This window comes from Pelagibacterium halotolerans B2, from assembly GCF_000230555.1.
GTDB lineage: Bacteria > Pseudomonadota > Alphaproteobacteria > Rhizobiales > Devosiaceae > Pelagibacterium > Pelagibacterium halotolerans.
Genome location: NC_016078.1, coordinates 2,761,125 through 2,785,033, shown reverse-complemented (window position 1 = coordinate 2,785,033; position 23,909 = coordinate 2,761,125). Strand labels below are relative to the sequence as shown.

Sequence of the window (23,909 nt, the reverse complement as noted above, 5' to 3'; positions counted from 1 at the left end):
ATGCGATGGAACAGGACAAAACGGAAGAAAACAAAGCGCGTAGTTCATCTCGCCCCTTGGTCCTTGGGACAGGACTTGTCGCGGCGGTGGCGGGCATAGCCGCAGCAGTCTGGATCAGCAATGGCACTTCGGCCTCCAGTTGCCCCGTAAGGGCAGAAGCGGCCCAGTCGATCGATGAAGTGGCCCGGGGTGAACTGGCCGCGCTCATGGCCTCCACCCAATGGCGTGACTATTCCGACATCGCCTTTCAGGATGCCGACGGTAACCCTATCACTCTGGAGGACTTTGCCGGAAAGAAGCTGTTGATCAATTTCTGGGCGACATGGTGCGCGCCCTGCCGGGAGGAAATGCCATATCTCGACGCCCTCGAAGCGTCCTATGGCGGCGACGATTTCGAGGTCGTCGCTATCAGCCTCGACATGGGAAGCGACGGTCCGGCTGCCGCTAGGCTTTTTCTCGATGAAATTGGTGCGGATTACCTGAAGCTCTTTGCCGACCCCAGCTACAGGCTCTTTGAACGCTTGCGCAATGACGGGGTGACCCTGGGTCTCCCGGCCACTGTCCTGGTTGATGAAGAAGGCTGCGAACTGGCCGTTCTGCAAGGCCCGGCCAAATGGGATAGTCCCGATGGCCGCAGGGTCATCGAGACGCTGCTGGAGATATGAACCGCGGTAGCGAACTTCTCGGTCAATCTCATTCGACGTTCGGCACTCCTCACTCCCTCGGCAATCGGGTGACCTCCGGATTTCCGTTTGTTTAAAACCGTTAAGATTTCCAAGCTATCCTGGTTACCATGTTTGGTTCCGCGCGCGTACTCGTTGCTTTCATTGCAGTTGCTGCCGTAGCGCTGAGCCTTTTCATCGCTCAGGGAGGACAAGCGCTCTCCCACAGCAGCCAGTTTCCGCTCGCCAAGGAAATCTTGATGGAGACCGCTTCCGTCTCGCATGACGGGCGCCAAGAACAATCCAGCCATGATCATCCCGCCGGCTGGCACGAGCGGCATCACCATTCGAGTTCTGAAGATCATTCGCACGGCTACGGCTTAACAGCCTCTCAGCAACTGGCATTTCTCCTTACCGGTCAACGCGGCCAACATCCTGCGAATGCGGTCGGCCTCGGCAAAGCCCAGTATGAGCTGAAACGTCCACCACGAATTTCCGCCTAAGCGAAGAAGCGGGTTCTGGGCGGTCGCGCCGTCACTCTGCTTCTTCCTGAAGTGTGGCCGTGTTCCGGCCCTGGTCTCAGTAAAAGCGGAAATCACTATGTGGCTGGACATGCCCTCTGTGCGCGTATCGTTCGCGCGACTCCATGAAAGCATTGCTCATAGCTATGGAAGAATGTGGCGCGACGCCTGGGTAGAGCGGCTGTCTCAGGGCATTGCTCTGGTTTCGATTATCGCGCTGGTGGCGTTCGTCTCGGGCTGTGCGACAAATTACTATCCTATGAAAGGGGATAGCAGGCCTCATCCCGGTGTCGCGCGCGCGCATACGCTGCCCATTCATGGGATAGACGTGTCTCGACACCAAGGTGAAATCGACTGGCAAGCCGTAGCGCGAGCGGGCACTCGCTTCGCATTCATTAAGGCAACGGACGGCGGAGATTACCTGGATCCGCTGTTTCAACAAAATTGGCGGCTCTCGCGCGAGGCGGGAATACCTCGCGCCGCCTATCACTTTATGTACTGGTGCAGGCCTGCGGACGAGCAGGTCGCGTGGTTTGCTGCGAACGTGCCGCCAGATCCCGACGCCTTACCCCCTGTCCTCGACCTTGAATGGAACAACGGTTCTCAATGTCGGCCGACGCTTTCACGCGACGAGGTTCTGGAAAAAGTGCGCATCATGTTGGCCGGTATGGAGGCACACACCGGTAAGGTACCGATAATCTACACCGATATCAATTTTCATCGCGATATCCTTGAAGGCGTGCAGCTCGACAACCCGATGTGGCTTCGTTCCGTCGCAGCCGAACCGCGTGAACGCTACCGCGACCGCCCTTTCACGTTCTGGCAGTACACCCAGACAGGAACCGTCCCAGGCGTCCGAGGAGATGTCGACCGCAACGCTTGGTATGGCAGCGAAGCGGAGTGGATCCAGTTCTTTTTGACCGGGTGCGATCCGCGCTTGTTTCAAAGACTTGCGGCCCAAGAGCGATGCGCAGCAAGCAGATGATTAGGCTTTGGGCGCCTGCAATCGCCGGGGTGTTGGAGCCTCACATGCCGCAGAAGCTTCATATCGACAGCGCGCTTTCGATGAATTTGCGAGACGTGCATTGCCCCGGGTTGCAGCTTGGCATCACGTTTGTCGAGCGTGGGAGCAGTCATGTCGTCGAATGCCATTTGGCGAATGATTGGCAGAAATGTGCGTTTTCCCGCAATTTTGGTCTAACCCTATTCAGCAAGTATTTTTGCGATCGGCTTTCTGCTCCTGCGCTCTCTCGCAAGTTCGGCTTGAAATACTCTCTGGCTCAGTTGTCCTGTTCAGACTTGCAATCGAATGTGGAGCGAGCCGTGTCAGGCACCAAGATCCTTTGGGGGCAGCTCATTGCCGTTTTTGGCATTGTGCTCATATTTCTTTGGGCCGGTACCCAATGGGTGGCGTTCCGTCTGGGTTTCCAGGCACAACTGGGTGAGCCGTGGTTCGATATCTGGGGTTTGCCGGTCTACATGCCGCCCGCCTTGCTCTGGTGGTGGTATCTCTTCGATGCCTATGCGCCCGGCATCTTCTTCGAGGGTGGGTTGATCGCCGCAGCAGGCGGCATCGTCGCAATCTGTATAGCCGTGTTAATGTCGGTCTGGCGCGCCAGAGAGGCCGAGAATGCCGAAACCTTCGGCTCCGCGCGCTGGGCAAAACCCGAAGATGTTAAGGCTGCGCGCCTACTCAACCCCGATGGTGTCGTGCTGGGCCAGTACCGACACGACTACCTCCGGCACGACGGGCCGGAGCATATTCTCTGCTTTGCGCCGACGCGGAGCGGAAAAGGGGTGGGGCTTGTGATCCCCACCCTGTTGACCTGGCCCGGCTCTGCCATCGTGCACGATATCAAAGGGGAAAATTGGACGCTGACCGCGGGTTTCCGCGCTGGGTTCGGACGTGTTCTGATGTTCGATCCAACCAATCCCATCTCGGCCGCATACAATCCATTGCTGGAAGTGCGGCGCGGGGAATGGGAAGTCCGCGACGTCCAGAACATAGCGGATATTCTGGTCGATCCCGAAGGCAGCATGGAGAAAAGAAACCACTGGGAAAAGACAAGCCATTCGTTGCTGGTTGGTGCCATCCTGCATGTGCTCTACGCGGAACGTGACAAGACATTGGCGGGGGTGGCGTCCTTTCTGTCCGATCCACGGCGGCCCATCGAATCCACTTTAGCCGCCATGATGACGACACCCCATCTTAGCAAGGGCAAAGTGCACCCGGTCGTCGCTAGTGCTGCGCGAGAGTTGCTCAACAAATCCGACAACGAGCGCTCAGGGGTCTTGAGCACGGCCATGAGCTTTCTCGGGCTCTATCGCGATCCCATTGTCGCAAAGGTCACTTCGACCTGCGACTGGCGCATAGCCGATCTGGCTTCTGGCGAACAGCCAGCCACGCTCTATCTGGTTGTGCCTCCCTCGGATATCGCTCGCACCAAGCCTCTAATCCGACTCATTCTCAACCAGATTGGTCGGCGATTGACCGAGGACCTGTCTGGGGTAGCGGAACGTCAACGGCTGCTCTTGCTGTTAGATGAATTTCCGGCGCTGGGGCGGCTCGATTTTTTTGAAAGCGCGCTCGCCTTTATGGCGGGGTATTCGATCAAGGCGTTCCTGATCGCTCAGAGCCTCAATCAAATAGAAAAGGCCTATGGTGCAAACAACGCCATTCTCGACAATTGCCACGTTAGGGTTAGCTTCGCGACCAACGATGAGCGCACTGCCAAGAGGGTTTCCGACGCGCTAGGCACGGCCACAGAGATGCGGGCAATGAAAAACTATGCCGGACATCGCCTGGCACCCTGGTTGGGCCATCTGATGGTATCCCGCTCGGAAACCGCGCGGCCTCTGCTTACGCCGGGGGAGATCATGCAACTCCCTCCCGACGAAGAAATCGTCATGTTGGCCGGCACACCCCCGATACGCGCGCGCAAGGCAAAGTACTACGCCGACGAGCGTTTGATGGCCCGCGTGCTGCCGGCGCCCAATTCGGTGCTCGATACCAGAGCAGAGAAACCGCATGATTGGTTGGCTCAATCCCTGGCTCCTGCGACGGACGGTATAAGCACGGTATAAGCATCGTCGACCAGACGCAGGCCGAAACAGAGGAAATCGATCCAGCAGCCACCATCCGTCAAGACCCCGGGCCGCGCTCGCCCGAGGAAGTCGTTCCAGTACCACAGCGCCCGCACAACGAGTTCGAACCGGACGCAGCCACGATAGAGCGAGATGCTACCGCTGCCCGCAACCGAGCCCTAACCCAGACCATGCGGCAGGCCGCGCGCCAAGTCGATATGAACCCCGATGACGGAATGGGATTCTGAGCATGTCACGTCCAGAGAAAAAGCAGAAGCTCACCGTCTATCTCGATCCCGATCTGATGGCCGCGCTCGCTGACCTATCATCGCGCCGCAAGCACTCCCTTTCTCTAGTTGCCGAGGCAGCCGTCGCCTCTTTCCTTTCTCCGGACGCCGAGCAGCGGCGCGAAGCGGCTTTTGCAAAGCGGCTCGATCGTCTCGACCGCCGCATCGGTCGCCTGGAGCGTGACGTTTCCATCTCGAATGAAGCCTTCGCTCTGTTCATGCGCTCTTGGCTCGCTGCTACCCCGCCGTCGCCCGATGCTGCTCAGCCGCCCGCCCGCGCTCAGGCTGCCAGCCGCTACGATCAGTTCCTGGAAGCACTCGGTCGGAGGCTCGCGAGCGGGCAAACAGTCCAGCAAGAAATCGCCGATGACATACGTACACCTTCAGGAGGCGAACACCATGAGCGGTCGTAGCGAGATCTATTCCCTCCTTGGTCGACGGCTCTGCCTATGATCATAACTCTCCGCCATCTTTACTATATGAGCCTCGTTGCCCGGACCGGGAGTTTTCGCAGCGCAGCCGAAGCTGCGGGGGTAAGCCAGCCCGTTATCTCCGACCAAATAGCCGCCATCGAGAGTCACTATGGCGTCAAGCTGTTCGAGCGCCGTCAGGCCGGCGCCCGCCCCTCGACGCTCGGCTGGGACTACATACAATCGGCCGACCGCATCCTGTGCGAGTTCGAAAGGATGGAGGAACGAGTGAAGTCGGGCGCTGAGGGACACTACGGTACCCTGTCGGTCGGGTACTACAAATCCCTGGCGAACGGCGCCCTGCGTGCCGCGTTCAGGTCCATGATCCGGTACTACCCAGACGTCCGCCTCCTGCCGGTCGTCGCAGGTCTCGACGATCTGGAGCGCGTGGTGCGCAATGGCGCCCTCGATCTCGCGGTTTTGGCGACCGAAGCGGGCGGCTATGATGATCTTCGGCTCCTGCCGCTCTGGTCCGACCGTGTAGTGGCGGCATTGCCGGAGCACCATCCGCTCACCGAGAGAGACCACCTCTACTGGACCGATCTCCTCGGTGAGAAGTTCCTGTTCAGCCGCCACGATCCAGGTCCCGATCTCGCCGACATGCTGACCGCCAAGTTGGCGTCGCCTGGCAGGCGTCCCGAAATCGACATCATGGAGGTCAATCGCGAGGATGTGTTGAACTTCGTCGGTATAGGCGCCGGGGTCAGCCTGCAATGCGAGTCCGCGATTGTTCCCGGAATCGGCGTTGCGTTCCGCGAGGTACGGGAGGGGACAATGGTCTCGCGCGTCGGTTATTCCGCCTGCTGGCGCGAGGACAACGACAATCCGGCTCTCAATGTCTTTCTCGAAATCCTGCGCAATGGCAGCCGGCACGAGTTGGACGGATAGGGGCCTATCCCGACCAGCGCCGAATCGCCACCTGTTGAACATTGCGAAAAGGCGACCTCAAACTGTCTATCGCGAGGGTGGCCGCAGGTATCGATCTACGCCCACGCAAGTATTTTTTCGCTCCCCTATGACCGCTCATAGTCCGCTATTGCACGCCTCCATTTTCCGGTTTTCTTGATTGACCCGTTGCCGTCCGCATGGGTCGCGGACGGACTGAAGGGGGCCGATTATGGGCAATCCAGTTTCCGCCATCTCCGCTTCTTCGCGCAGCGCACGCATGCTGCGCACCGCCCTCGGACCAGTCATCGGCGGACTGCTGTCCGATCCAGCCGTCATCGAAGTTCTGCTCAACCCCGATGGCCGCATATGGGTGGACCGGCTCCGCGAGGGCCTTGCCGATAGCGGTGCGACGATGCCGTCCGAGGACGGCGAACGCATTATCCGGCTGGTCGCGCACCATGTCGGTGCCGAAGTCCATCTGGGCGCGCCGCGCGTTTCGGCCGAGCTGCCGACCGGCGAGCGCTTCGAAGGCTTGCTGCCCCCCGTCGTCACGGCGCCCAGCTTTGCGATCCGCAAGCCCGCCATCGCCGTGTTTACGCTCGACCACTATGCGGCCACCGGCATCATGTCCGAGGAACAGGCCGCCTTCCTGCGCAGGGCTGTCCGGGAGCGCCGAAACGTCATCGTCGCCGGCGGAACGTCCACCGGAAAAACCACTTTGGTCAACGCGCTCCTTGCCGAAGTCGCCAAAAGCGAGGACCGCGTGGTGCTGATCGAGGACACGCGGGAACTCCAATGTCCCGCTCCCAATTTGATCGCGCTGCGCACCAAGGACGGCGTGGCCTCGCTCACCGACTTGGTACGCTCCGCCCTCCGCCTACGCCCCGACCGGATTCCGATCGGTGAGGTGCGCGGACCCGAGGCCCTGGACCTGCTCAAGGCATGGTCCACGGGCCATCCCGGCGGCATCGGTACGCTGCATGCCGGATCGGTGCAGGGCGCGCTTCGCCGCCTCGAGCAATTGATCGCCGAGGCCGTGGTGACGGTGCCGCGCGCGCTGATCGCCGAAACCGTCGACGTCGTTGCCGTCCTGGCCGGACACGGCCCCGCGCGAAAGCTGGTCGAACTCGGCTTCGTCGCCGGGCTCGATGCGGCCAGCAACGACTACCTCATCGTCCCCGCTGTCGATTCCAAATCCTCCCGCTCCCCGCAGAAAGGACTTCTGCCATGAACCACGCCCGTCCGGCGCGTCCTTTGCGCGCGTTTCTTTCCCGGTTCTCGCTCGCCTTCGCCCTCACGGCGCTGACGCTGGCCCCAGCCTTTGCCGCGGGGTCCTCCATGCCCTGGGAGGGACCACTTCAAACCATTTTGGAGAGCATTGAGGGTCCCGTGGCAAAAATATTTGCCGTGGTCATCATCATCCTTACCGGCATCGGCCTTGCTTTCGGCGACACTTCGGGCGGCATCCGCCGGTTCATCCAGATCGTCTTCGGTCTGAGCATCGCTTTCGCGGCCAGCTCATTCTTTCTCTCCTTCTTCTCCTTCGGCGGCGGCATTGTGGTGTCGGGCGGCGTGGCGGTGATCTGATGGAGTCCACCGTGCCCATTGCCGGCTACTTCGTGCCCGTGCATCGCGCCGTCACCGAACAGATCCTCATGGGCGGCGTGCCGCGTGCGATTGCGATCACCAACGGGACGTTGGCCGCAGCGATCGGGCTGGGACTTCAGCTCTGGGTCGCTGGTCTGGTGCTCTTCGTCCTCGGTCATTCGGTGGCGCTCTGGACGACGCGCCGCGACGCCCAATTCGTCGACGTCGCGCGCAGGCACCTGCGCTACCCCGGCTATCTTCGTGTGTGAGGAGAGATCGCGATGCTCAATCTCGCCGAATACCGCCGCAAGGGGCGCCTGCTTTCGGACTATCTGCCTTGGGCTGCCTTGATCGCCCCGGGCGTGGTCTTGAACAAGGACGGATCGCTCCAGCGCACTGCCCGTTTCCGGGGTCCTGATCTTGACAGCGCCACCCCCGCCGAGCTGGTCGGTACGACCGGACGGCTCAACAATGCGCTGAGGCGCCTCGGCTCGGGCTGGGCGCTGTTCTTCGAGGCGCAACGCCATCCCGCCGGCGACTATCCCGAGAGCCTGTTCCCCGATCCGGCCTCGGCGCTGCTCGACGCCGAGCGCAAGGCCCAATTCGAGGAAGCGGGCGTGTTGTTCGAGAGCAGCTATTTCCTCACCTTCGTCTGGCTGCCACCCGCCGAGGAAGCCTCCCGAGCCGAAAGCTGGCTCTATGAGGGCAAGTCCAAGTCCGGCATTGATGCTCACGACCTCCTGCACGGCTTCATCGACCGAACCGACCGCGTGATCGGCCTGCTCGACAATTTCATGCGCGAGCTGGCCTGGCTCGATGACGGCGAGACGCTGACCTATCTGCACTCGACGATATCGACCAATCGCCAGAAGGTGCGGGTGCCGGATGTCCCTATGCATCTCGACGCGCTTCTGGCCGATCAGCCGCTTGTGGGCGGCCTCGAGCCGCGCCTAGGCGATCATTTCATTCGCACTCTCACCATCATGGGATTTCCCGCCGCGACCTTTCCCGGAATATTGGACGACCTCAATCGCCTAGCCTTCCTCTATCGCTGGTCGACCCGTGCCATTCTCCTGGACAAGACCGACGCCACACGGCTGCTGACCAAGATCCGCCGCCACTGGTTCGCCAAGCGCAAGTCAATCGGCGCGATCATCAAGGAGATCGTCACCAACGAGCCCGCCGCGCTGCTCGACAGCGATGCCGCCAACAAGGCGATGGATGCCGATTTGGCGCTCCAGGAATTGGGGTCGGACGCCATCGGCGAGGCGCTGGTTACCGCGACCATCACCGTCTGGGATGCCGATCCCACCATCGCCGCTGAAAAGTTGATGCTGGTCGAGAAGCTCGTGCAGGGTCACGACTTCACCGCCATCCCTGAAACCCTCAACGGCATCGAAGCCTGGCTCGGCTCGATCCCCGGTCAATGCTACGCCAATGTGCGCCAGCCACCGATCTCGACGTTGAATTTGTCGCACATGATCCCTTTCTCGGCGGTCTGGGCGGGGCCGGACGCGGACAGCCACTTCAACGCGCCGCCCTTGTTCTTCGGCAAGATCGACGGCGCCACGCCCTTCCGCTTCGCGCTCCATGTCGGCGACGTCGGACATACCCTTGTGGTCGGCCCTACCGGGGCGGGCAAGAGCGTGCTTCTGGCGCTGATGGCCGCGCAATTCCGCCGCTACGAAGGCAGCCAGGTATTCGGTTTCGATTTCGGCGGCTCGATCCGGGCGGCCTGTCTCGCGATGGGCGGCGAGTGGTTTGACCTTGGCGGCACGCTCTCGGAGGACCCCGACGATCTGGTCGCGCTGCAACCGCTTGCCCGGATCGACGAGGACGCCGAGCGCGCCTGGGCTGCCGAATGGATCGCCGCCATCTTTCGCCGCGAGGGCGTAAGCGTCACCCCCCAAGTCAAGGAGCTTGTCTGGACTGCCTTGGAATCACTGGCGACCGCGCCGGTCGAGGAGCGTACCATCACCGGGCTGGCGGTCCTACTCCAATCGAATGATCTCAAACTGGCGCTCAAGCCGTATTGCGTCGGTGGACCCTGGGGGCGCCTGCTCGATGCCGAGGCCGAACATTTCGGCGACACCCCTGTTGTGGCATTCGAGACGGAAGGGCTGTTCGAGACAGGAGCCGCGCCCGCCGCGCTGGCTTACCTGTTCCACCGCATCACCCGTCGCCTCGATGGCCGGCCGACCCTCATCATCATCGACGAAGGCTGGTTGGCGCTGGATGACGAGGGCTTTTCCGCCCAGCTCATCCAGTGGCTGATCACCATGCGCAAGCTCAACGCGAGCGTCGTCTTCTCCACCCAGTCGCTCAGCCAGATTGAGGGCAGCGCCCACGCCATTAAGATCGTCGAGAGCTGTCCCACGCGCATCCTACTGCCCAACGATCGCGCGCTGGAGCCCAAGATCGCAGGGATCTATCGCAGCTTTGGACTCAATGATCGTCAGATCGAGATCGTGTCCCGATCTGCGCCGAAGCGCGACTATTACATGCAAACGAGGCGCGGAAACCGGCTGTTCGAGCTGGGTCTTGGCCCGATCGGTCTTGCGCTTTGCGCAGCCTCCGACCGCAGCGATCAACCGCTGATCGCCAGCATCTATGCCAAGCACGGTCGCGACGGCTTCCTTGCCGCTTGGCTCGAAGCGCGCGGGCTCACCTGGGCTGCCGAGCTGATCCCCGATCTCACTAACCGTGTCCCAGATCCGAAGGAGGACAAAGATGACCGATGACGCCCGCATCGTCACGACCGCGCGCGGGACGCGCATGCTGCTGCCCGAGACGGAAGGGCGCGACACTCTCGACATTCCCGCGCTCGACGCGGCCCTGACGCTCGACATCGCCGCTCATAAGCGCCGCCGCCGTATCGACGGCATCCGGTCAGTCCTGCTTCGTGCCGGGGCGATCGCCGCCCTTGTTGCCGCGACCGCCGGGAGCATCGCTATCCTCGCACCTGCACCGGCCCACGCCTTCATCTTCGGCCCGAACATCGTTTTCGATCCGACCAATTACGGCGAGAACGTCCTGTCCGCCGCCCGTGCCCTCGAACAAATCAACAATCAGATCCTGAGCCTTCAGAACGAAGCGCAGATGTTGATCAACCAAGCGCGGAACCTGACCGCATTGCCGACCTCGCTGCTCTCCGACATCCAGGCCAACCACACCCGCATGCAAATGTTGCTGCGTCAGGCCGAGCGGCTCGCCTACGATGTGCAGTCCATCGAACAGGCATTCCAGCAATCCTATTCCGGCTTCGCCGACGGTCAGACGGATGCGCAGCTCGTAGACCTCGCCCGTTCTCGTTGGCAGGATTCGGTCCAAGCCTTCGAACATGCCTTGCAGGTTGGGGCGGGGGCCGTCGGCAATATCGAAGAGAGCCAGGCCCAAACGGGGCGTCTGGTCGACGCCAGCCAATCGGCGGTCGGCGCCTTGCAGGCCGTCCAGGCCGGCAACCAGCTCATCGCTGTTCAGTCCCAGCAACTCGCCGATCTGACCGCGCTTCTCGCCGCGCAGGGAAGGGCCGATGCGATCGAGCAGGCACGACATGCCGCCGAGTACGAGCAAGCTCAGGAGCAATTCTCGCGCTTCATGTCCGGCACACCCTATCAGCCCCAGACCGTGCGGATGTTCGGAAACTGACCATGCGCCTGCATCCCGAAGACAGCACGTTCGCACGGCTGGTTCTCATCGCCGGTTTCGTTACAGGCATCGCCGTGGGGACTCTCATCCTGCACGAGCGCGCGGCCGAGCAGGGCATCAACGGCGAGCCGGCCCGATCATTGCCTACTGCCGGTGATCCCGAGCTGATCCGCTGCCGCGACCTCGGTACCGCGGCGGCCGAGGACGAAAGCTGCCTTGCGGCCTGGTCCGAGGAGCACCGCCGCTTCTTCGGGACACTCCAGACACCACCATCGGTTCCGCCCGCTCTGCCCCCTGCCGGCGGGACCGAAGAGGAAGCGGTCGATGCACAAGCCGCAGGGATGGAGGCCCAATGAATAACACCGGCGTCATCGACCGCTTCCTCGACACCTTCACCACCTATATCGACAGCGGATTCGGTTTGTTGGGGGGTGAAATCGCGTTCCTCACCGCAACCCTGATCGTGATCGACATCACGCTCGCGGGATTGTTCTGGGCTTGGGGCGCCGATGAGGACGTCATCCAGCGTCTGGCGCGCAAGACGCTCTATATCGGCTTCTTCGCCTTCATCATTGGCAATTTCAACAACCTCGCCCAGATCGTCTTCCAGAGCTTTTCCGGGCTCGGACTTCTGGCAGGCGGTTCGCAGATCACCGCCGATCAGCTCCTGCGCCCCGGTGCCATCGCCCAGACCGGACTGGACGCCGCGCAACCGCTACTCGATTCCGCCAGCCAACTCCTCGGCTTTCCCGCCGTCTTTTTCAATCTCGTGCAGATCGTCGTGTTGCTCATGGCCTGGATCATCGTGCTCATCGCCTTCTTCGTTCTCAGCGTGCAGGTATTTGTCACCCTGATCGAGTTCAAATTGACGACCCTGGCTGGGTTCATTCTCATCCCTTTCGCGCTGTTCAACAAAACAGCCTTCCTCGCCGAAAAAGTCTTAGGCAACATCGTTGCCTCGGGCGTCAAAATCCTCGTCTTGGCGGTCATCGTCGGCATCGGCTCGGGCCTTTTCGGCGAGTTCACGCAAGGGTTCGGTGGCGACCAGCCCACCATCACCGATGCTATGGCGCTGGTCCTCGCCGCACTCGCCCTGATGGGCCTTTCCATTTTCGGCCCCGGCATCGCTACTGGCCTTGTCTCGGGCGCCCCGCAGCTCGGTGCGGGATCGGCCGTCGGCACAGGCCTCGCCGTGGCCGGCATCGGCGCCGCCGGCTTCATGGGCGGCCGCGCGCTTGCCGGCGCCGTTCCGGGTGCTGCGCGCGGAGCCGCGACGGTCGGGGGCGCAGCATCCACTGCCTATTCCATAGGCGCTGAAACTACCGGCAAAACCGGTAGCGCAGCAATTCCCGCTGGTGCAGGCGGCATGATCGGCGCGGGCAGCGCGCTCGCTGGCCAAGGTCTACGAGCGATGGAGCGACGGGCTCTTGGCGCCCTGCGCACGAGCGCTGACACCGGCGCTGCCGCGGTGCGCCGAGCCGCCGGACAGACTGTTCCCGACGGTGCCGGTTTCGTCGACTCCGGCGGTGGCCAGTCGTCCTCACAACCCGAATGGGCCGCTCGTATGCGCAGGTCCCAGACCATGAGCCACGGCGCCACTACTGCGGCCCATGTTATCCGGTCCGGCGATCAGGGCGGTGGCGGCTCTTCCGTTTCCCTCCAGCAGGACGACCGCCGATGATATCGCTCTTCCGACGTCCCCAATCCCACTACGGCGAAACGCCCGAACCTGAGACACCATATCAAAAGGCCGGCCAGGTCTGGGACGAGCGGCTAGGCACCTTCCGCGTGCAGGCAAAGAATTGGAGACTGATGGCATTTGGATGCCTGTTGCTCACCCTCGGCTTTGCCGCTGCGCTGGTCTGGCAATCAACGCGCGGCACCGTTGTGCCCTGGGTGGTCGAGATTGACCAACACGGCGAGGCCCGCACCGTCGCGCCCGCCATCGCCGACTATAATCCCACCGACGCGCAGATCGCTTGGTATTTGGCGCGATTCATCGAGCAGGTCCGCTCGATCTCGGCCGACGCCGTGGTCGTACGGGAAAACTGGCTCGACGCGTACAACTATACCACCGATCGTGGCGCCATGGCGCTCAATGACTTCGCCCGCTCGAGCAATCCCTTCGAGCGTGTCGGCCGCGAGCAGGTCGCAGTGGAGGTGTCGAGCGTCATACGTGCCTCGGAGAGTTCATTCCGCATCGCCTGGACCGAGCGCCTTTACGAGAATGGTCAGCTTGCTCGCACCGAACGCTGGACCGCCATCCTCACTACCGTCATTCGCCAGCCCCGCACCGCCGACGCCCTGCGCGCCAACCCGCTGGGCCTTTACGTCAACGCCATCAACTGGTCGAGGGAACTCGGACAATGACTATCGCAAACGCCTCTCGCCTCAAAAAATCCGTTCCTCTGCCGGCTGTTTTTGCCCTTACCCTGGCACTGACGGGCTGCGCCACAAACCGCACCTACATCCCGCCCGAGATCGACTATGATGATATGGCCCCGGCAGTGCTCACTGTCGATCCGCCAGCGCCCGTGCAGGTGGTCGAGCTCCCGACACCTCTCCCATTGCCTGGTCAGCTTCGCCCACTCGATGGGGAACGCGAGCCTGATGATCGCGATCCGGCTGATCGCGTGCTCGACGCCAATGAGGACGCGCGAATGGAGCCGACCCAGGACGGATACATCAACGCCGTGCAGGTCTATCCATACTCGGCTGGCGCGCTCTATCAGGTGTACGCTGCTCCCGGCCAAGTTACAGATATCGCCTTGCAGCCAGGCGAATCCCTGGTCGGCGCTGGTCCCGTTGCCCTTGGCGATACCGTGCGCTGGATAGTCGGGGACACCGAGAGCGGAGCTGGGGAGGCAAGGCAAATCCATATTCTCGTGAAACCCACAAGGCCCGATCTTCGCACCAATCTGATCATCAACACCGACCGCCGCACTTATCTGGTCGAGCTCAATTCGACTGAAACCGCCTACATGGCGCAGGTGTCGTGGCAATATCCCCAAGATCAACTCATCGCCCTGCGCCAGCAGAATACCCAGGCACAGGCCCAGACGCCGATCGCCGAGGGCGTCGATATCGCCAGCCTCAACTTCCGCTACGCCATCGAGGGCGACAGCGCACCGTGGCGACCGTTGCGCGCCTTCGACGACAGCCAAAGGGTGTATATTGAGTTTCCGTCCGGCATCGCGCAAGGAGACTTGCCGCCGCTGTTCACCATCGGCCCGGCCGGTGGCACCGATCTGGTCAACTACCGCGTGCGCGAAAACTACATGATCGTCGACCGGCTGTTCGCCGCCGCCGAACTTCGTCTCGGCGACGGCAACAGCCAACGCATCATCCGTATCGTTCGCACCGATGGACGTCGGCCATGAGCGAGGCGCCGGACATTCGCGCCGAGCTGCGGTTACAGCTGGAAAAGCCGAAGGTGACGCGACTCTCTCGCCGTGTCATCATCGGCCTTGCCGGTGTGTCGGGGATAGCGGTGCTCGGCGCGCTCATCTGGGCGCTCGATACCAATCGCCGGAGCGCTGATCCCGAGCAGGAACTCTTCAGTATCGACAACCGGCCGACCGCCGAGGGTCTGAACACGCTGCCGTCCGACTACGCGGGCACTCCCCAGCTCGGCCCGCCGCTGCCCGGCGATCTCGGCCGCGCTATCCTTGAAACTCAGGATCGCGGCCAGCCCGTCGTGATGCCATCCTTCCAGCCTCCAGAAATTGATCGCGAGGAGCAGGCACGCCTTGCCGAGATCGAATCCGCAAGACTGAGCCAGTTGTTTGTCGGCTCCAATACAGCGGTGGGCGCGGGGAGTCTGCCATCGCTTCCGCAGCTCACCATGCCCGAGCTGATCGCGCCGGTCGGCGCCGCGTCCCCGCTGCCGCTAGACGCCGGCGCCGCGCAGAACATGCAGGATCGCAAGCTCGACTTCCTCACCGGCGAGGTTGATACGCGCGCCGTCAGCGACCAGCAACTCATGCTGCCGGCTTCGCCCTATCTGGTGCAGGCCGGTGCGATCATTCCGGCGGCGCTCATCACCGGGATTCGATCCGATCTGCCCGGCCAGATCACGGCCCAGGTGACGAGCCCGGTCTATGACACGCCGACCGGCAGCTTCCTGCTCATCCCGCAAGGCGCGCGCCTGATCGGTCGCTACGACAGTCAGATCGCCTTCGGGCAATCCCGTGTGCTCTTGGTGTGGGACAGGCTAATCCTGCCCAATGGCCGCTCGATCCTGCTCGACAGCCAGCCGGGCACCGACACGATGGGCTTCGCGGGATTGGAGGATGAGGTGGACTATCACTGGGGCCGCATCTTCCAGGCAGCCGCGCTTTCGACCTTGCTCGGAATCGGCACCAATCTCGGATCGTCGAGCGAGGAAAGCGAGATCGCCGCCGCCATCCGAGAGAGCGCCCAGGGCACGGCACAGGACGTCGGCCAGCAGATCGTGCAGCGTCAGATCAACATTCAGCCAACCTTGACGATCCGGCCGGGCTTCCCGGTTCGGATTCTGGTCAACCGCGATTTGGTGCTCGAGCCGTACCGAGGATAAGGAGATCGCCATGAGCAAGCTCAAGCTCGGCCCTATCGTTGACGAGAAGCCCGTCAAGCTCACCGTAGAGCTGCCAGCCGCCTTGCATCGCGATCTGGTCGCCTATGCCGAGGTATTGGGCAGGGAGACTGGACAGGCCGTCCCCGACCCCGCCAAACTCATCGGGCCGATGATCCAGAGGTTCATGGCGACGGATAGAGCCTTCGGAAAAGCACGGCGCATTGTATCCTCCACCGCCGCGCATTGAAATTTGGAAGTGCAAATACGATGCGATAACGCCGAATGCACGCCGCGGCAGGCGAGACATTCTACATCAGACAAAATAACGTCGCAGGCTTCAGAGAATTTTGCGAAAGCTGAGGGCTGGTTCGGAGCGTGGACATCGTCTAGCGTCATTGCTCTTACTTCAGCGCTTCGCCTCAACGGGGGCCGTCCGACGGCCACCGCGCTCATACCAGCCTTTCGAGCGGTTCACGATCCAGACGACCGAAAGCATGACCGGCACTTCGATCAGCACCCCGACCACGGTTGCGAGCGCGGCCCCGGAATGGAATCCGAACAGGCTTATGGCGGCGGCAACCGCCAGCTCGAAGAAGTTGGATGCACCGATCAGGGCCGAGGGGCCGGCCACGTTATGCTGTTCGCCCACGACCCGGTTGAGCACGTAGGCCAGCCCCGAGTTGAAATAGACCTGGATCAGAATGGGCACCGCCAGCAGAGCGATGATGAGCGGTTGCGCAACGATCTGGTCGCCCTGGAATCCGAACAGCAGCACGAGGGTCAGCAGCAGGGCGGCCAGCGATACCGGCCCGAGCTTCGCCAGCAGCGCGGCTAGCGCCGCCGGGCCGCTAGTGGCGAGTAGCCGTCGCCGGATGATCTGCGCCACGATCACCGGAATGACGATATAGAGCACGACCGAGAGGACCAGCGTTCCCCACGGCACGATGATGGCCGAGAGGCCGAGCAGCAGGCCGACGATGGGCGCGAAGGCCACCACCATGATCGCGTCGTTAAGCGCGACCTGGCTCAGCGTGAAATGCGGCTCGCCCTTGGTGAGATTGGACCAGACGAATACCATTGCGGTGCAGGGCGCGGCGGCCAGGATGATGAGGCCGGCGATATAGCTGTCAATCTGGTCGGCCGGCAGGTAGGGCCGGAACAGCCAGCCGATGAACAGCCAGCCGAGCAGCGCCATCGAAAAGGGCTTGACCGCCCAATTGATGAACAGGGTCACGCCGATGCCGCGCCAATGCCGACCGACTTCCCCGAGCGCGGCGAAGTCGATCTTGAGCAGCATGGGAATGACCATGAGCCAGATCAGCACCGCGACGGGTAGGTTGACCCTGGCGATTTCGAGCGCGCCGACAGCTTGGAACGCGCCAGGGAACCAATGCCCGAGTGCGATGCCGACGACGATGCAAAGGGCCACCCAAAGGGTGAGATAGCGTTCAAAGATGGACAATGGGAAATCCTCAGAAACCGATGCTGCGGGATAGCAGCGGTGCGCTCGCCGGGCACAGGCTTGCCGCTTGCTTCGTTGCCAGCACGGCGGCCGGCGCGGCTTGCCGGTCCACCACCTCGAACCCGAGCTTCTCGAAGAAGGGCGCGGCCGTGTCCGTCAGCAGCCATGCGGTGTGCGCGCCCTGACGATAGGCGCGATAGAGCAGCAGCGGGACAATGTTGCGCCCGAGGCCCTTGCCGCGAAACGCCGGCAGGACCGCCATCGAGCGCAGCAACACATGCTCGCCCAAGGGTTCGAGGCCGCCATATCCCACGGTCGCGCCGTCGAGCGCGGAGAAGGCAAAGAAGGTTCTCCCCGCTTCGGTCAGATCGTCCACCGGCAAGCCCTCGGCCGCCAGTGCGCCGGAGAGGTCCGCGTCATCGGGTGCGACGGGACTATCCTTGAGGAACGGGGTGCCTTCCTCCTTGAGCAGATTGGGAACGGGGGTATCCGGCAGCAGATCGGCGGCTATATCGGAGGGGCGGCAGAGCGCAACGCCCTTGGGCGTCACGACGAGAGGCCGGTTGATGAGGATGGGGTGCGCCATCATCGCATCGAGAAGGACACTATCGTTCAGGCTCGGATCGTTCAGACCGAGTTCGGCATAGGGTGTGCCCTTCTTGCGCAGGGCCGCGCGCACGCTTAGCCCGGCGCGCGCGATGAGGTCGGCCAGTTCCGAACGGGTCGGCGGCGCCTTGAGATATTCGATCACTTCCGGCGCAAGGCCGTAATGCCGGATCAGGGCGAGCGTGTTGCGCGAGGTTCCGCACTCGGGATTGTGGTAGATGACGACGCTCATTGCCGCCTCATGCCGCGCTGCCGCGAGGCGAGCTTGCGCCTTCGGACTGGCCGATTTCGACAAGGCGGGTGCGCAGCGCCGATTTGTCCAGGCTGGCGAAGGGCAGCGCGGCAAAGATCGCGATGCGGTTCCTCAGGTAGCGAAACGCGGTCACGAAGGCCGATTGCCGGGCAATCTCCGGGCCTTCGACAGCGGCGGGGTCCTCGATTCCCCAATGCGCCGTCATGGGCTGGCCCGGCCAGACCGGGCAGGCTTCGCCGGCCGCGTTGTCGCAGACGGTGAACACGAAATCCATGACCGGGGCGCCAGGCCCGGCAAATTCGTCCCATGCCCTCGAGCGCAGGCCCTCGGTGGGATAATCGAAGCTTGCCAGCATCTTTATTGCGAGCGGGTTCACCGCGCCCTTTGGTTGGCTTCCGGCCGAATAGGCATGGAAGCGGCCCGCGCCATCCTTGTTCAGTATGCTTTCGGCCAGGATAGAGCGGGCCGAGTTGCCGGTGCAGAGGAACAGGACGTTGAAGATGCGTTCGGGCGTGGCGTTGTTAGGCATGGGCGTCGTCCTTGGTGGGAACACAACAGGCGGCGAGCGCGGCAACAGCCGGGTTGCAAACTTCGGGGTGCCCCTGGCAGCAGTCGCGCATGAGAAATTCGACCAGGCTGGAGAGCGCCCGATAGGAGGCGCTGTAGATGATCGAGCGCCCGTCCCGGCGAGACTCGATGAGGCCGGATTGCTCGAGGTGACTCAGGTGAAAGGACATGCGCGATGATGATGCGCCGTCCATCGCTTCCCCGATTGCGCCGGCCGGCATTCCATCCGGGCCAGCCGTCACCAGCAGGCGTATGATGCGCAGCCGGGTTTCCTGGGAGAGCGCCGCGAAAGCGGAGAGGGCTTGCTTTTCGTTCATAGATGCCTCAACATCTCAAGAGTAGTTGAGATATGGATACACAGATATGAACGCTCACGCCAGCCCCTTAAAGACAGATTTTCAGGATGATGCCTCGCTCGGGGCGGTACTCGACGTTTTGGGAGCCCACGGCGACAAGCCGCTTGCCCTCGCTTATGGCGACGGGCAGCAGGTGCAGGCCGGCTATCACGTCACCGAGATCAAGGCCGGCTCCTTCGTCACGCTCGATTGCGGCGGCAACCCCAATGCGTGGCGGGAAACCGTCTTGCAGGTCGAGGATATTCCGGCCAACCAGGGCAGCGCGTCCATGACAGTCGCCAAGTTCCAGTCGATCTTGGGAAAGGTCGGCAGCAGGGTCCAACTCGATAGGGACGCGCGGCTGACATGGGAAGTGAGCCGACCCGGCGATCCGATGGGGATCTATGATGTGGCGGGTATCGAGATCGAGCGCGACCGCGCGATTGTGCGGCTCAGCCCGCGTCCGGCGATCTGCAAGCCCAGGCATCGCGCGCGGCAGGCGGGAGCGCCGGCCTGTTGCGGGTAGGCCCGACCGATCGCCGTTATTTTCCGATCAATGCGCGTGCGTCCGTGAGGAGGACGAACAAGTGCATGGGATCGCTCGGCGATCGTCGCCGATGATCCAGCATTTCATGGCAACGGATCCTGCGTTCGCACGGGCACGAATGTAAGCTCGCGAGGATGGCTCTAACGTTGTCCCGGCCAACGGTGCTGGACATGTTCACGAGTGCGCGGCGGCAATCGACGCAGCGACGTCCGAGATCGCGCGGAAGAGGACCATCGGATCATCCTTTGACGGGACGAATCCTCGCCGCGTCCAGAAGGCGGCCGCATCGCTATCGACCGCGTTGACGATCAACGCACGTCCGCCGATAAGCGACGCCGCCGCGACACAGCGTTGAAGCGCGTGCTTGACGAGTCCGGTGCCGATGCCCCGGCCACTCCAACGTTCATCGGTTGCGAGCTGGCCGAGCAGCAGACAGGGTACAGGGTCGGGAGGCTGGCCCGTGCGAATTGAACGAGGGAGCCGCGACGGCACAATGGCCGTCGGTGCCAGGCCGTAATAGCCCACGACCCGCTTGTCCTCATGCACCACGATAACCGCCGTGAACCCCTTTTCCTGGTTCGACAAGGCCCGTGTCTTCAGCCACCGATCCAGTGCTGGCTTGCCACAGGAAAATGCCGAGACGTCATGCGATGAATTGAGCGGTTCGGGACTGGAAAGCGGCAAACCTCATTCCCCGGTCTTCGTTTCGTCCTGCTCCCAAGGCGACGGATGGCGCAGCAGCTCCACCATCTCGGGAACCGCCGTCGCGGGACCGGAAAGGGCATCCAGGAAGGCATCGAAGCCCTCGGGGCTCATGCGGATCGGCGTCGCCTCCATAAGCACATCCTCCGCCGCACGCACGGCCGCCTCACGCACGAAATCGGTGCGCGAACGCCCGCGCAGCGTCGCGGCGCGGTCAATGATGGCGATATCCGTCTCTGGCAGGCGCATTGAAAGCGGATGATCCTTGCGTTCGGCAATCGGTGGCATGGCGCTACTCCTTCTCGCCGAAGATAAGCGATTGTAACGCATATTGCAATACACGGGGAGGTGCCTCTAGAGGACATTCGGGCCAAATGACACCCCGCATCGCCCCCGCGAGGATGATTACCCAAGCGCCTCGGCGAGGCGGCTTGCGATCTTGGTCGCGGCAGCCTTGATCGGGTCATTGGCAAGGTGAGCGTACCGCGCCGTCGTCTGAATTTGCGTATGGCCTAGCAGCTTCCCGATCATTGAAAGACCTTCACCCACGACCAGTCCGCCCGACGCGAACGTGTGCCGGAGATCGTGGATGCGGACGTCATCGAGCTCGGCCAGCTTGCGGATACGCCGCCAAGGCCGCTGCATATCCGTGAGATATGCGCCGGGCTTCTTGCCGACAATAACGAACGGGTTGCCGGCCACCTTCGGCACCTTCTTGAACACGTCGATTGCGGCGTCGCCCAGATAGACCGACTTCGCTCCGGTCTTGCTGTCGGGAAGCCGGATTTCCATCTCATCGAGATCGACCCATGCCCATTTCAGCTTCTGGATTTCAGATAGGCGGCAGCCCGTCAGAAGTAAGAGGCGAAACGCGGCCACGGCATACGCGCTTTCGGAGCCGTCCTGCTCGACCTGAATAAGCACCTTGCCGAGCCGCGCCAATTCGTTCCCGGACAGGAACCGGGTACGCTTGCGCTCGGGGAAATGGGCAATGTCATCGCACGGGTTGGAGTGCTTGTCGCGGACGCCCCACACCTCGGCGAGGTTCATCATCTTGGAGAGCACGCCCACGGTGCGGTTGGCCTGATAGGGAATATGCGACATGCCGCCATGCAGCTCGGCCACATCGGCCGTCGTGACGCTGCGCACACGTTGCTTGCCAAAGAAAGGGTTGAGGAACAGCTCGACCGAGCGCTTGTATTCATATTGTGTCGATGGCTTGCACCTGACCGCGACATGCTCTTTCAGGAACCGCTCGCCGAGCGCCACCATCGTCATTGACTGGCGCTCCCGATCACGCGCCGCCGCAGGATCGCCGTCGCCGCCCCGAACACTGCCGAGCATGCGCAGCGCTTCCCGCCGCGCTTCATCCGCCGTGATCGGCCCGAATTGGCCGATCATCACGCGACGGGTGCGGCCATGACGCCGATATTGAATGAGGAAATAGCGGTGGCCACTGGGCATGACCCGAACGCCGAAACCTGGCAGATCGTTGTCAAAGACGATATAGTCCTTGTCGTGCCCGGTCAGCTTATCGACCGTCCGCTTCGTCAGCTTTTCCTTGGACATTGGGTTTCATCCTGGCCTTCAATCGATGGATCGCCGGGATTTTGTGGAAGCATACTGGAAGCAGCGGGCGGAAAATCACGGCGTAGGGGATCGAAGTCGATGTTAGGCAGGATGAAAGGGAAATCAAGCGTTTTCAGGAGCTTGTCTTAGTAGATCGAAAGAATACAAGCTGCGTCGTAGGTGGTCGTAACTGACGTTTTATTTCTCATAACCTGAAGGTCGCAGGTTCAAATCCTGCCCCCGCAACCAAAACAAAAAGCCCGCTCAACCGTAATGGTTGGCGGGCTTTTGTTTTGCCTGTCCCAGCCTGTGGCTTACGCGACCGCTTGCTCAAGACGGGCGTTTTTGCGGGCTGGGGCCGGATCGAGGCGCTTGCCGGTCTGGGCGTGGAACAGGTGCAGGGCGGTGGTGGGGATATGAAGGCCGACGATGTCGCCTTCTCCGATCTCGGCATCAGGCCCGACGACGACGGCGAATTCGGTGTCGCCGAGCGCGCAGTAGGCGACGCGGCTGCCGCCGAGTTCCTCGATCAGTTCGATCTGGGCGGGCAGGCCCGTGCCCTTTTTGGAGAGCGTGATGGCCTCGGGGCGGCAGCCGATTGTGATGCGTCCCGGGCTGTCGGGGAGCGCCGTGGGGAGGCGGAAGTGCTGGGTGGGGGCGATGTCGAGGGCGAGGGTGGTCGCATCGAGCAGTTCGCCCTCGGTCATGTTCATGGCCGGGGCGCCCATGAACTGGGCAACGAAGGTCGAGGCGGGGTTTTTGTAGATCTCGCCCGGGGAGCCGATCTGTTCGACATGGCCCTTGTTCATGACGATCAATTTGTCGGCCAGGGTCATGGCCTCGACCTGATCGTGGGTGACAAAGATCGAGGTGGCGCCGAGGCGCTTGTGGAGCTTCTTGATCTCGATGCGCATCTGGACGCGCAGCTTGGCGTCGAGATTGGAGAGGGGCTCGTCGAAGAGGAAGACCGCAGGCTCGCGCACGATGGCGCGGCCCATGGCGACGCGCTGGCGCTGGCCGCCCGAGAGCTGGCCGGGGCGGCGGTCGAGATAATCGGTGAGGCCCAGAATGGTCGCGGCTTCGCTGACGCGGCGCTCGCGCTCGGGCTTTGGGAGGCGGGCGATCTTTAGGGGATAGCCGATATTTTCGGCGACGGTCATATGCGGGTAGAGCGCATAGTTCTGGAACACCATGGCGCAGCCGCGATCGGCGGGATCGATGTCGTTGATGATTTCGTCGTCGATGGCAATATCGCCCGAAGTGATCGATTCCAGTCCGGCGATCATGCGCAGGAGGGTGGACTTGCCGCAGCCCGAGGGGCCGACGATGACGACGAACTGGCCGTTGTCGATCCCGATGTCGATGCCGTGGAGAACCTGTTTTCCGTCATAGGATTTCCTGACGTCAGAGATGGAAAGGTGTGCCATGTCAATCTCCCGCAAGGCGTGCCCGGAGCCGGGCGATTGTGGTGTCCGAAAGCCCGATGGACCGCAGATAGGCAGCGACCGAGCCGTGGGTGGTTTCGATATGGGCGATGGTGAGCGCCATGGTCTGGGGTTCGGAGGCCAGGAACGGCATGAAGCGCTCCGGATCGATGCCGCGGGCGCGGGCGCCTTCGACAAGCTCGTCGATCATGGGTTCGATCATCTGGGCGGTGAGCGCGTAATCTTCGACAATCAAGGCGGTTTCGACGCCGGCGATTGTCAACAGCAGGGCGGCGATGACCCCGGTGCGGTCCTTGCCGGCGGTGCAATGGAACAGGACCGCGCCATCTTTCGCCTCGGCGATCAGGGTGAGGACGCGGGCGATGGTTTCGCCGCGTTCATCGAGCGCCTTGAGATAGAGGGCGAGCAGAGCGTCTTCGCCGGGCGTGACGGTCGGGGCGAGATCGGCGAACAGGGAGACGTTGTGGTAGCTGATGGCGGGATGGCCGGCGAGCGGGTTGGGCTGTTCGGCCAATTCATTGTCGTGGCGCAGATCGATGACTGTCGCAACGCCGGCGTCGATGAGCAGGGCGACGTCGTCGGCGTCGAGCCGGTGCAGGGCATCGGCGCGCAGCACGCGGCGCCACAGGGTTTCGCTGTCGGCGATGGGGTAGCCGCCCAGATCGCGGACATTGTAGGCACCCTTGACGGGGATCGAGCGGGTGAGAGGGGAATTCAT

General features: G+C 62.5%; 27 protein-coding genes. 18 read left to right on the top strand and 9 right to left on the bottom strand.

The window, feature by feature from the left end:
- Window positions 1–5: 5 nt before the first annotated feature.
- From KKY_RS13595 to KKY_RS13515, 17 genes are all read left to right on the top strand, one after another.
- The gene (locus tag KKY_RS13595; protein WP_041528777.1) at window positions 6–665 is read left to right on the top strand and encodes a TlpA family protein disulfide reductase; all 660 of its coding nucleotides are present in this window, start codon (window positions 6–8) and stop codon (window positions 663–665) included.
- A gap of 128 nt (window positions 666–793) precedes the next feature.
- Window positions 794–1,165 carry a hypothetical protein gene (locus tag KKY_RS20360; RefSeq protein WP_139305126.1) on the top strand — a complete coding sequence of 124 codons (372 nt, stop codon included), beginning with the start codon at window positions 794–796 and terminating at the stop codon, window positions 1,163–1,165.
- Window positions 1,166–1,337: 172 nt separating this feature from the next.
- Window positions 1,338–2,168, top strand: coding sequence for a glycoside hydrolase family 25 protein (locus KKY_RS13585; protein ID WP_050811713.1), 831 nt, complete (start codon window positions 1,338–1,340; stop codon window positions 2,166–2,168).
- Window positions 2,169–2,506: 338 nt separating this feature from the next.
- A complete protein-coding gene (locus tag KKY_RS13580; RefSeq protein WP_244404085.1) occupies window positions 2,507–4,267 on the top strand; it encodes a conjugal transfer protein TraG in 1,761 nt (586 codons plus the stop codon).
- A 250-nt stretch (window positions 4,268–4,517) separates the two neighbouring features.
- Window positions 4,518–4,967, top strand: coding sequence for a hypothetical protein (locus tag KKY_RS13575; protein WP_014131936.1), 450 nt, complete (start codon window positions 4,518–4,520; stop codon window positions 4,965–4,967).
- A 36-nt stretch (window positions 4,968–5,003) separates the two neighbouring features.
- Window positions 5,004–5,912 (top strand): LysR family transcriptional regulator, encoded by a 909-nt coding sequence (locus KKY_RS13570; protein ID WP_014131935.1) that lies wholly within the window; start codon window positions 5,004–5,006, stop codon window positions 5,910–5,912.
- Between the two features lie 229 nt (window positions 5,913–6,141).
- A complete protein-coding gene (gene trbB, locus KKY_RS13565; protein WP_014131934.1) occupies window positions 6,142–7,143 on the top strand; it encodes a P-type conjugative transfer ATPase TrbB in 1,002 nt (333 codons plus the stop codon).
- A complete protein-coding gene (locus tag KKY_RS13560; protein WP_014131933.1) occupies window positions 7,140–7,499 on the top strand; it encodes a TrbC/VirB2 family type IV secretion system protein in 360 nt (119 codons plus the stop codon). The genes trbB and KKY_RS13560 overlap by 4 nt, the downstream gene beginning before the upstream one ends.
- Entirely contained in the window at window positions 7,499–7,768 is a 270-nt protein-coding gene (locus tag KKY_RS13555; protein ID WP_041528775.1) for a VirB3 family type IV secretion system protein, read from the top strand. The genes KKY_RS13560 and KKY_RS13555 overlap by 1 nt, the downstream gene beginning before the upstream one ends.
- A gap of 12 nt (window positions 7,769–7,780) precedes the next feature.
- Entirely contained in the window at window positions 7,781–10,240 is a 2,460-nt protein-coding gene (gene trbE / locus KKY_RS13550) for a conjugal transfer protein TrbE (RefSeq protein ID WP_014131931.1), read from the top strand.
- A complete protein-coding gene (gene trbJ / locus KKY_RS13545) occupies window positions 10,230–11,147 on the top strand; it encodes a P-type conjugative transfer protein TrbJ (RefSeq protein WP_014131930.1) in 918 nt (305 codons plus the stop codon). Before trbE ends, trbJ begins: the two co-directional genes overlap by 11 nt.
- Before the next feature lie 2 nt (window positions 11,148–11,149).
- Window positions 11,150–11,503 (top strand): putative entry exclusion protein TrbK-alt, encoded by a 354-nt coding sequence (trbK-alt, locus tag KKY_RS13540; protein WP_014131929.1) that lies wholly within the window; start codon window positions 11,150–11,152, stop codon window positions 11,501–11,503.
- Window positions 11,500–12,828: a P-type conjugative transfer protein TrbL gene (gene trbL, locus KKY_RS13535; protein ID WP_014131928.1), complete on the top strand. Its 1,329-nt coding sequence runs from the start codon at window positions 11,500–11,502 to the stop codon at window positions 12,826–12,828. Before trbK-alt ends, trbL begins: the two co-directional genes overlap by 4 nt.
- On the top strand, window positions 12,828–13,517 hold the full coding sequence (gene trbF, locus KKY_RS13530; protein WP_041529457.1) for a conjugal transfer protein TrbF: 690 nt from the start codon (window positions 12,828–12,830) through the stop codon (window positions 13,515–13,517). Before trbL ends, trbF begins: the two co-directional genes overlap by 1 nt.
- Entirely contained in the window at window positions 13,514–14,527 is a 1,014-nt protein-coding gene (trbG, locus tag KKY_RS13525) for a P-type conjugative transfer protein TrbG (protein ID WP_014131926.1), read from the top strand. Before trbF ends, trbG begins: the two co-directional genes overlap by 4 nt.
- Window positions 14,524–15,705, top strand: coding sequence for a TraB/TrbI/VirB10 family type IV secretion system protein (locus tag KKY_RS13520; RefSeq protein WP_014131925.1), 1,182 nt, complete (start codon window positions 14,524–14,526; stop codon window positions 15,703–15,705). The genes trbG and KKY_RS13520 overlap by 4 nt, the downstream gene beginning before the upstream one ends.
- A gap of 10 nt (window positions 15,706–15,715) precedes the next feature.
- Window positions 15,716–15,952, top strand: a complete 237-nt coding sequence (locus KKY_RS13515; RefSeq protein ID WP_014131924.1) for a DUF2274 domain-containing protein — start codon at window positions 15,716–15,718, stop codon at window positions 15,950–15,952.
- A gap of 159 nt (window positions 15,953–16,111) precedes the next feature.
- Here KKY_RS13515 and arsB read toward each other — a convergent pair whose 3' ends face one another.
- The 4 genes from arsB to KKY_RS13495 are packed head-to-tail and all read right to left on the bottom strand — an operon-like array spanning window position 16,112 to window position 18,910.
- Window positions 16,112–17,167 carry an ACR3 family arsenite efflux transporter gene (gene arsB, locus KKY_RS13510; RefSeq protein ID WP_014131923.1) on the bottom strand — a complete coding sequence of 352 codons (1,056 nt, stop codon included), beginning with the start codon at window positions 17,165–17,167 and terminating at the stop codon, window positions 16,112–16,114.
- A 10-nt stretch (window positions 17,168–17,177) separates the two neighbouring features.
- Window positions 17,178–18,005: an arsenic resistance N-acetyltransferase ArsN2 gene (gene arsN2, locus KKY_RS20085; protein ID WP_014131922.1), complete on the bottom strand. Its 828-nt coding sequence runs from the start codon at window positions 18,003–18,005 to the stop codon at window positions 17,178–17,180.
- 7 nt (window positions 18,006–18,012) lie between these two features.
- A complete protein-coding gene (locus KKY_RS13500; RefSeq protein WP_014131921.1) occupies window positions 18,013–18,555 on the bottom strand; it encodes an arsenate reductase ArsC in 543 nt (180 codons plus the stop codon).
- Window positions 18,548–18,910, bottom strand: a complete 363-nt coding sequence (locus KKY_RS13495; protein ID WP_014131920.1) for an ArsR/SmtB family transcription factor — start codon at window positions 18,908–18,910, stop codon at window positions 18,548–18,550. The genes KKY_RS13500 and KKY_RS13495 overlap by 8 nt, the downstream gene beginning before the upstream one ends.
- 46 nt (window positions 18,911–18,956) lie before the next feature.
- Between KKY_RS13495 and KKY_RS13490 the strand changes: the two genes are divergently transcribed.
- Entirely contained in the window at window positions 18,957–19,454 is a 498-nt protein-coding gene (locus KKY_RS13490) for a DUF6428 family protein (protein WP_014131919.1), read from the top strand.
- Between the two features lie 195 nt (window positions 19,455–19,649).
- Here the strand turns inward: KKY_RS13490 and KKY_RS13485 are convergent, their stop codons facing one another.
- The 5 genes from KKY_RS13485 to KKY_RS13465 form a co-directional block, all read right to left on the bottom strand.
- The gene (locus KKY_RS13485) at window positions 19,650–20,159 is read right to left on the bottom strand and encodes a GNAT family N-acetyltransferase (RefSeq protein ID WP_041528774.1); all 510 of its coding nucleotides are present in this window, start codon (window positions 20,157–20,159) and stop codon (window positions 19,650–19,652) included.
- 3 nt (window positions 20,160–20,162) lie between these two features.
- A complete protein-coding gene (locus KKY_RS13480) occupies window positions 20,163–20,465 on the bottom strand; it encodes a type II toxin-antitoxin system TacA family antitoxin (protein WP_014131917.1) in 303 nt (100 codons plus the stop codon).
- Between the two features lie 117 nt (window positions 20,466–20,582).
- Entirely contained in the window at window positions 20,583–21,746 is a 1,164-nt protein-coding gene (locus tag KKY_RS13475; protein ID WP_014131916.1) for a tyrosine-type recombinase/integrase, read from the bottom strand.
- A 314-nt stretch (window positions 21,747–22,060) separates the two neighbouring features.
- Window positions 22,061–23,173, bottom strand: a complete 1,113-nt coding sequence (gene ugpC, locus KKY_RS13470; protein WP_014131915.1) for a sn-glycerol-3-phosphate ABC transporter ATP-binding protein UgpC — start codon at window positions 23,171–23,173, stop codon at window positions 22,061–22,063.
- 1 nt (window position 23,174) lies between these two features.
- The gene (locus KKY_RS13465) at window positions 23,175–23,909 is read right to left on the bottom strand and encodes a tyrosine-protein phosphatase (protein ID WP_014131914.1); all 735 of its coding nucleotides are present in this window, start codon (window positions 23,907–23,909) and stop codon (window positions 23,175–23,177) included.

Bases quoted from the DNA above. Each gene is read 5' to 3' on its own strand.
- KKY_RS13595 (WP_041528777.1), top strand. From the start codon at position 6: ATGGAACAGGACAAAACGGAAGAAAACAAAGCGCGTAGTTCATCTCGC.
- KKY_RS20360 (WP_139305126.1), top strand. From the start codon at position 794: ATGTTTGGTTCCGCGCGCGTACTCGTTGCTTTCATTGCAGTTGCTGCC.
- KKY_RS13585 (WP_050811713.1), top strand. From the start codon at position 1,338: ATGTGGCGCGACGCCTGGGTAGAGCGGCTGTCTCAGGGCATTGCTCTG.
- KKY_RS13575 (WP_014131936.1), top strand. From the start codon at position 4,518: ATGTCACGTCCAGAGAAAAAGCAGAAGCTCACCGTCTATCTCGATCCC.
- KKY_RS13570 (WP_014131935.1), top strand. From the start codon at position 5,004: ATGATCATAACTCTCCGCCATCTTTACTATATGAGCCTCGTTGCCCGG.
- trbB (WP_014131934.1), top strand. From the start codon at position 6,142: ATGGGCAATCCAGTTTCCGCCATCTCCGCTTCTTCGCGCAGCGCACGC.
- KKY_RS13560 (WP_014131933.1), top strand. From the start codon at position 7,140: ATGAACCACGCCCGTCCGGCGCGTCCTTTGCGCGCGTTTCTTTCCCGG.
- KKY_RS13555 (WP_041528775.1), top strand. From the start codon at position 7,499: ATGGAGTCCACCGTGCCCATTGCCGGCTACTTCGTGCCCGTGCATCGC.
- trbE (WP_014131931.1), top strand. From the start codon at position 7,781: ATGCTCAATCTCGCCGAATACCGCCGCAAGGGGCGCCTGCTTTCGGAC.
- trbJ (WP_014131930.1), top strand. From the start codon at position 10,230: ATGACCGATGACGCCCGCATCGTCACGACCGCGCGCGGGACGCGCATG.
- trbK-alt (WP_014131929.1), top strand. From the start codon at position 11,150: ATGCGCCTGCATCCCGAAGACAGCACGTTCGCACGGCTGGTTCTCATC.
- trbL (WP_014131928.1), top strand. From the start codon at position 11,500: ATGAATAACACCGGCGTCATCGACCGCTTCCTCGACACCTTCACCACC.
- trbG (WP_014131926.1), top strand. From the start codon at position 13,514: ATGACTATCGCAAACGCCTCTCGCCTCAAAAAATCCGTTCCTCTGCCG.
- KKY_RS13520 (WP_014131925.1), top strand. From the start codon at position 14,524: ATGAGCGAGGCGCCGGACATTCGCGCCGAGCTGCGGTTACAGCTGGAA.
- KKY_RS13515 (WP_014131924.1), top strand. From the start codon at position 15,716: ATGAGCAAGCTCAAGCTCGGCCCTATCGTTGACGAGAAGCCCGTCAAG.
- arsN2 (WP_014131922.1), bottom strand. From the start codon at position 18,005: ATGAGCGTCGTCATCTACCACAATCCCGAGTGCGGAACCTCGCGCAAC.
- KKY_RS13500 (WP_014131921.1), bottom strand. From the start codon at position 18,555: ATGCCTAACAACGCCACGCCCGAACGCATCTTCAACGTCCTGTTCCTC.
- KKY_RS13495 (WP_014131920.1), bottom strand. From the start codon at position 18,910: ATGAACGAAAAGCAAGCCCTCTCCGCTTTCGCGGCGCTCTCCCAGGAA.
- KKY_RS13490 (WP_014131919.1), top strand. From the start codon at position 18,957: ATGAACGCTCACGCCAGCCCCTTAAAGACAGATTTTCAGGATGATGCC.
- KKY_RS13480 (WP_014131917.1), bottom strand. From the start codon at position 20,465: ATGCCACCGATTGCCGAACGCAAGGATCATCCGCTTTCAATGCGCCTG.
- KKY_RS13475 (WP_014131916.1), bottom strand. From the start codon at position 21,746: ATGTCCAAGGAAAAGCTGACGAAGCGGACGGTCGATAAGCTGACCGGG.
- ugpC (WP_014131915.1), bottom strand. From the start codon at position 23,173: ATGGCACACCTTTCCATCTCTGACGTCAGGAAATCCTATGACGGAAAA.
- KKY_RS13465 (WP_014131914.1), bottom strand. From the start codon at position 23,909: ATGAATTCCCCTCTCACCCGCTCGATCCCCGTCAAGGGTGCCTACAAT.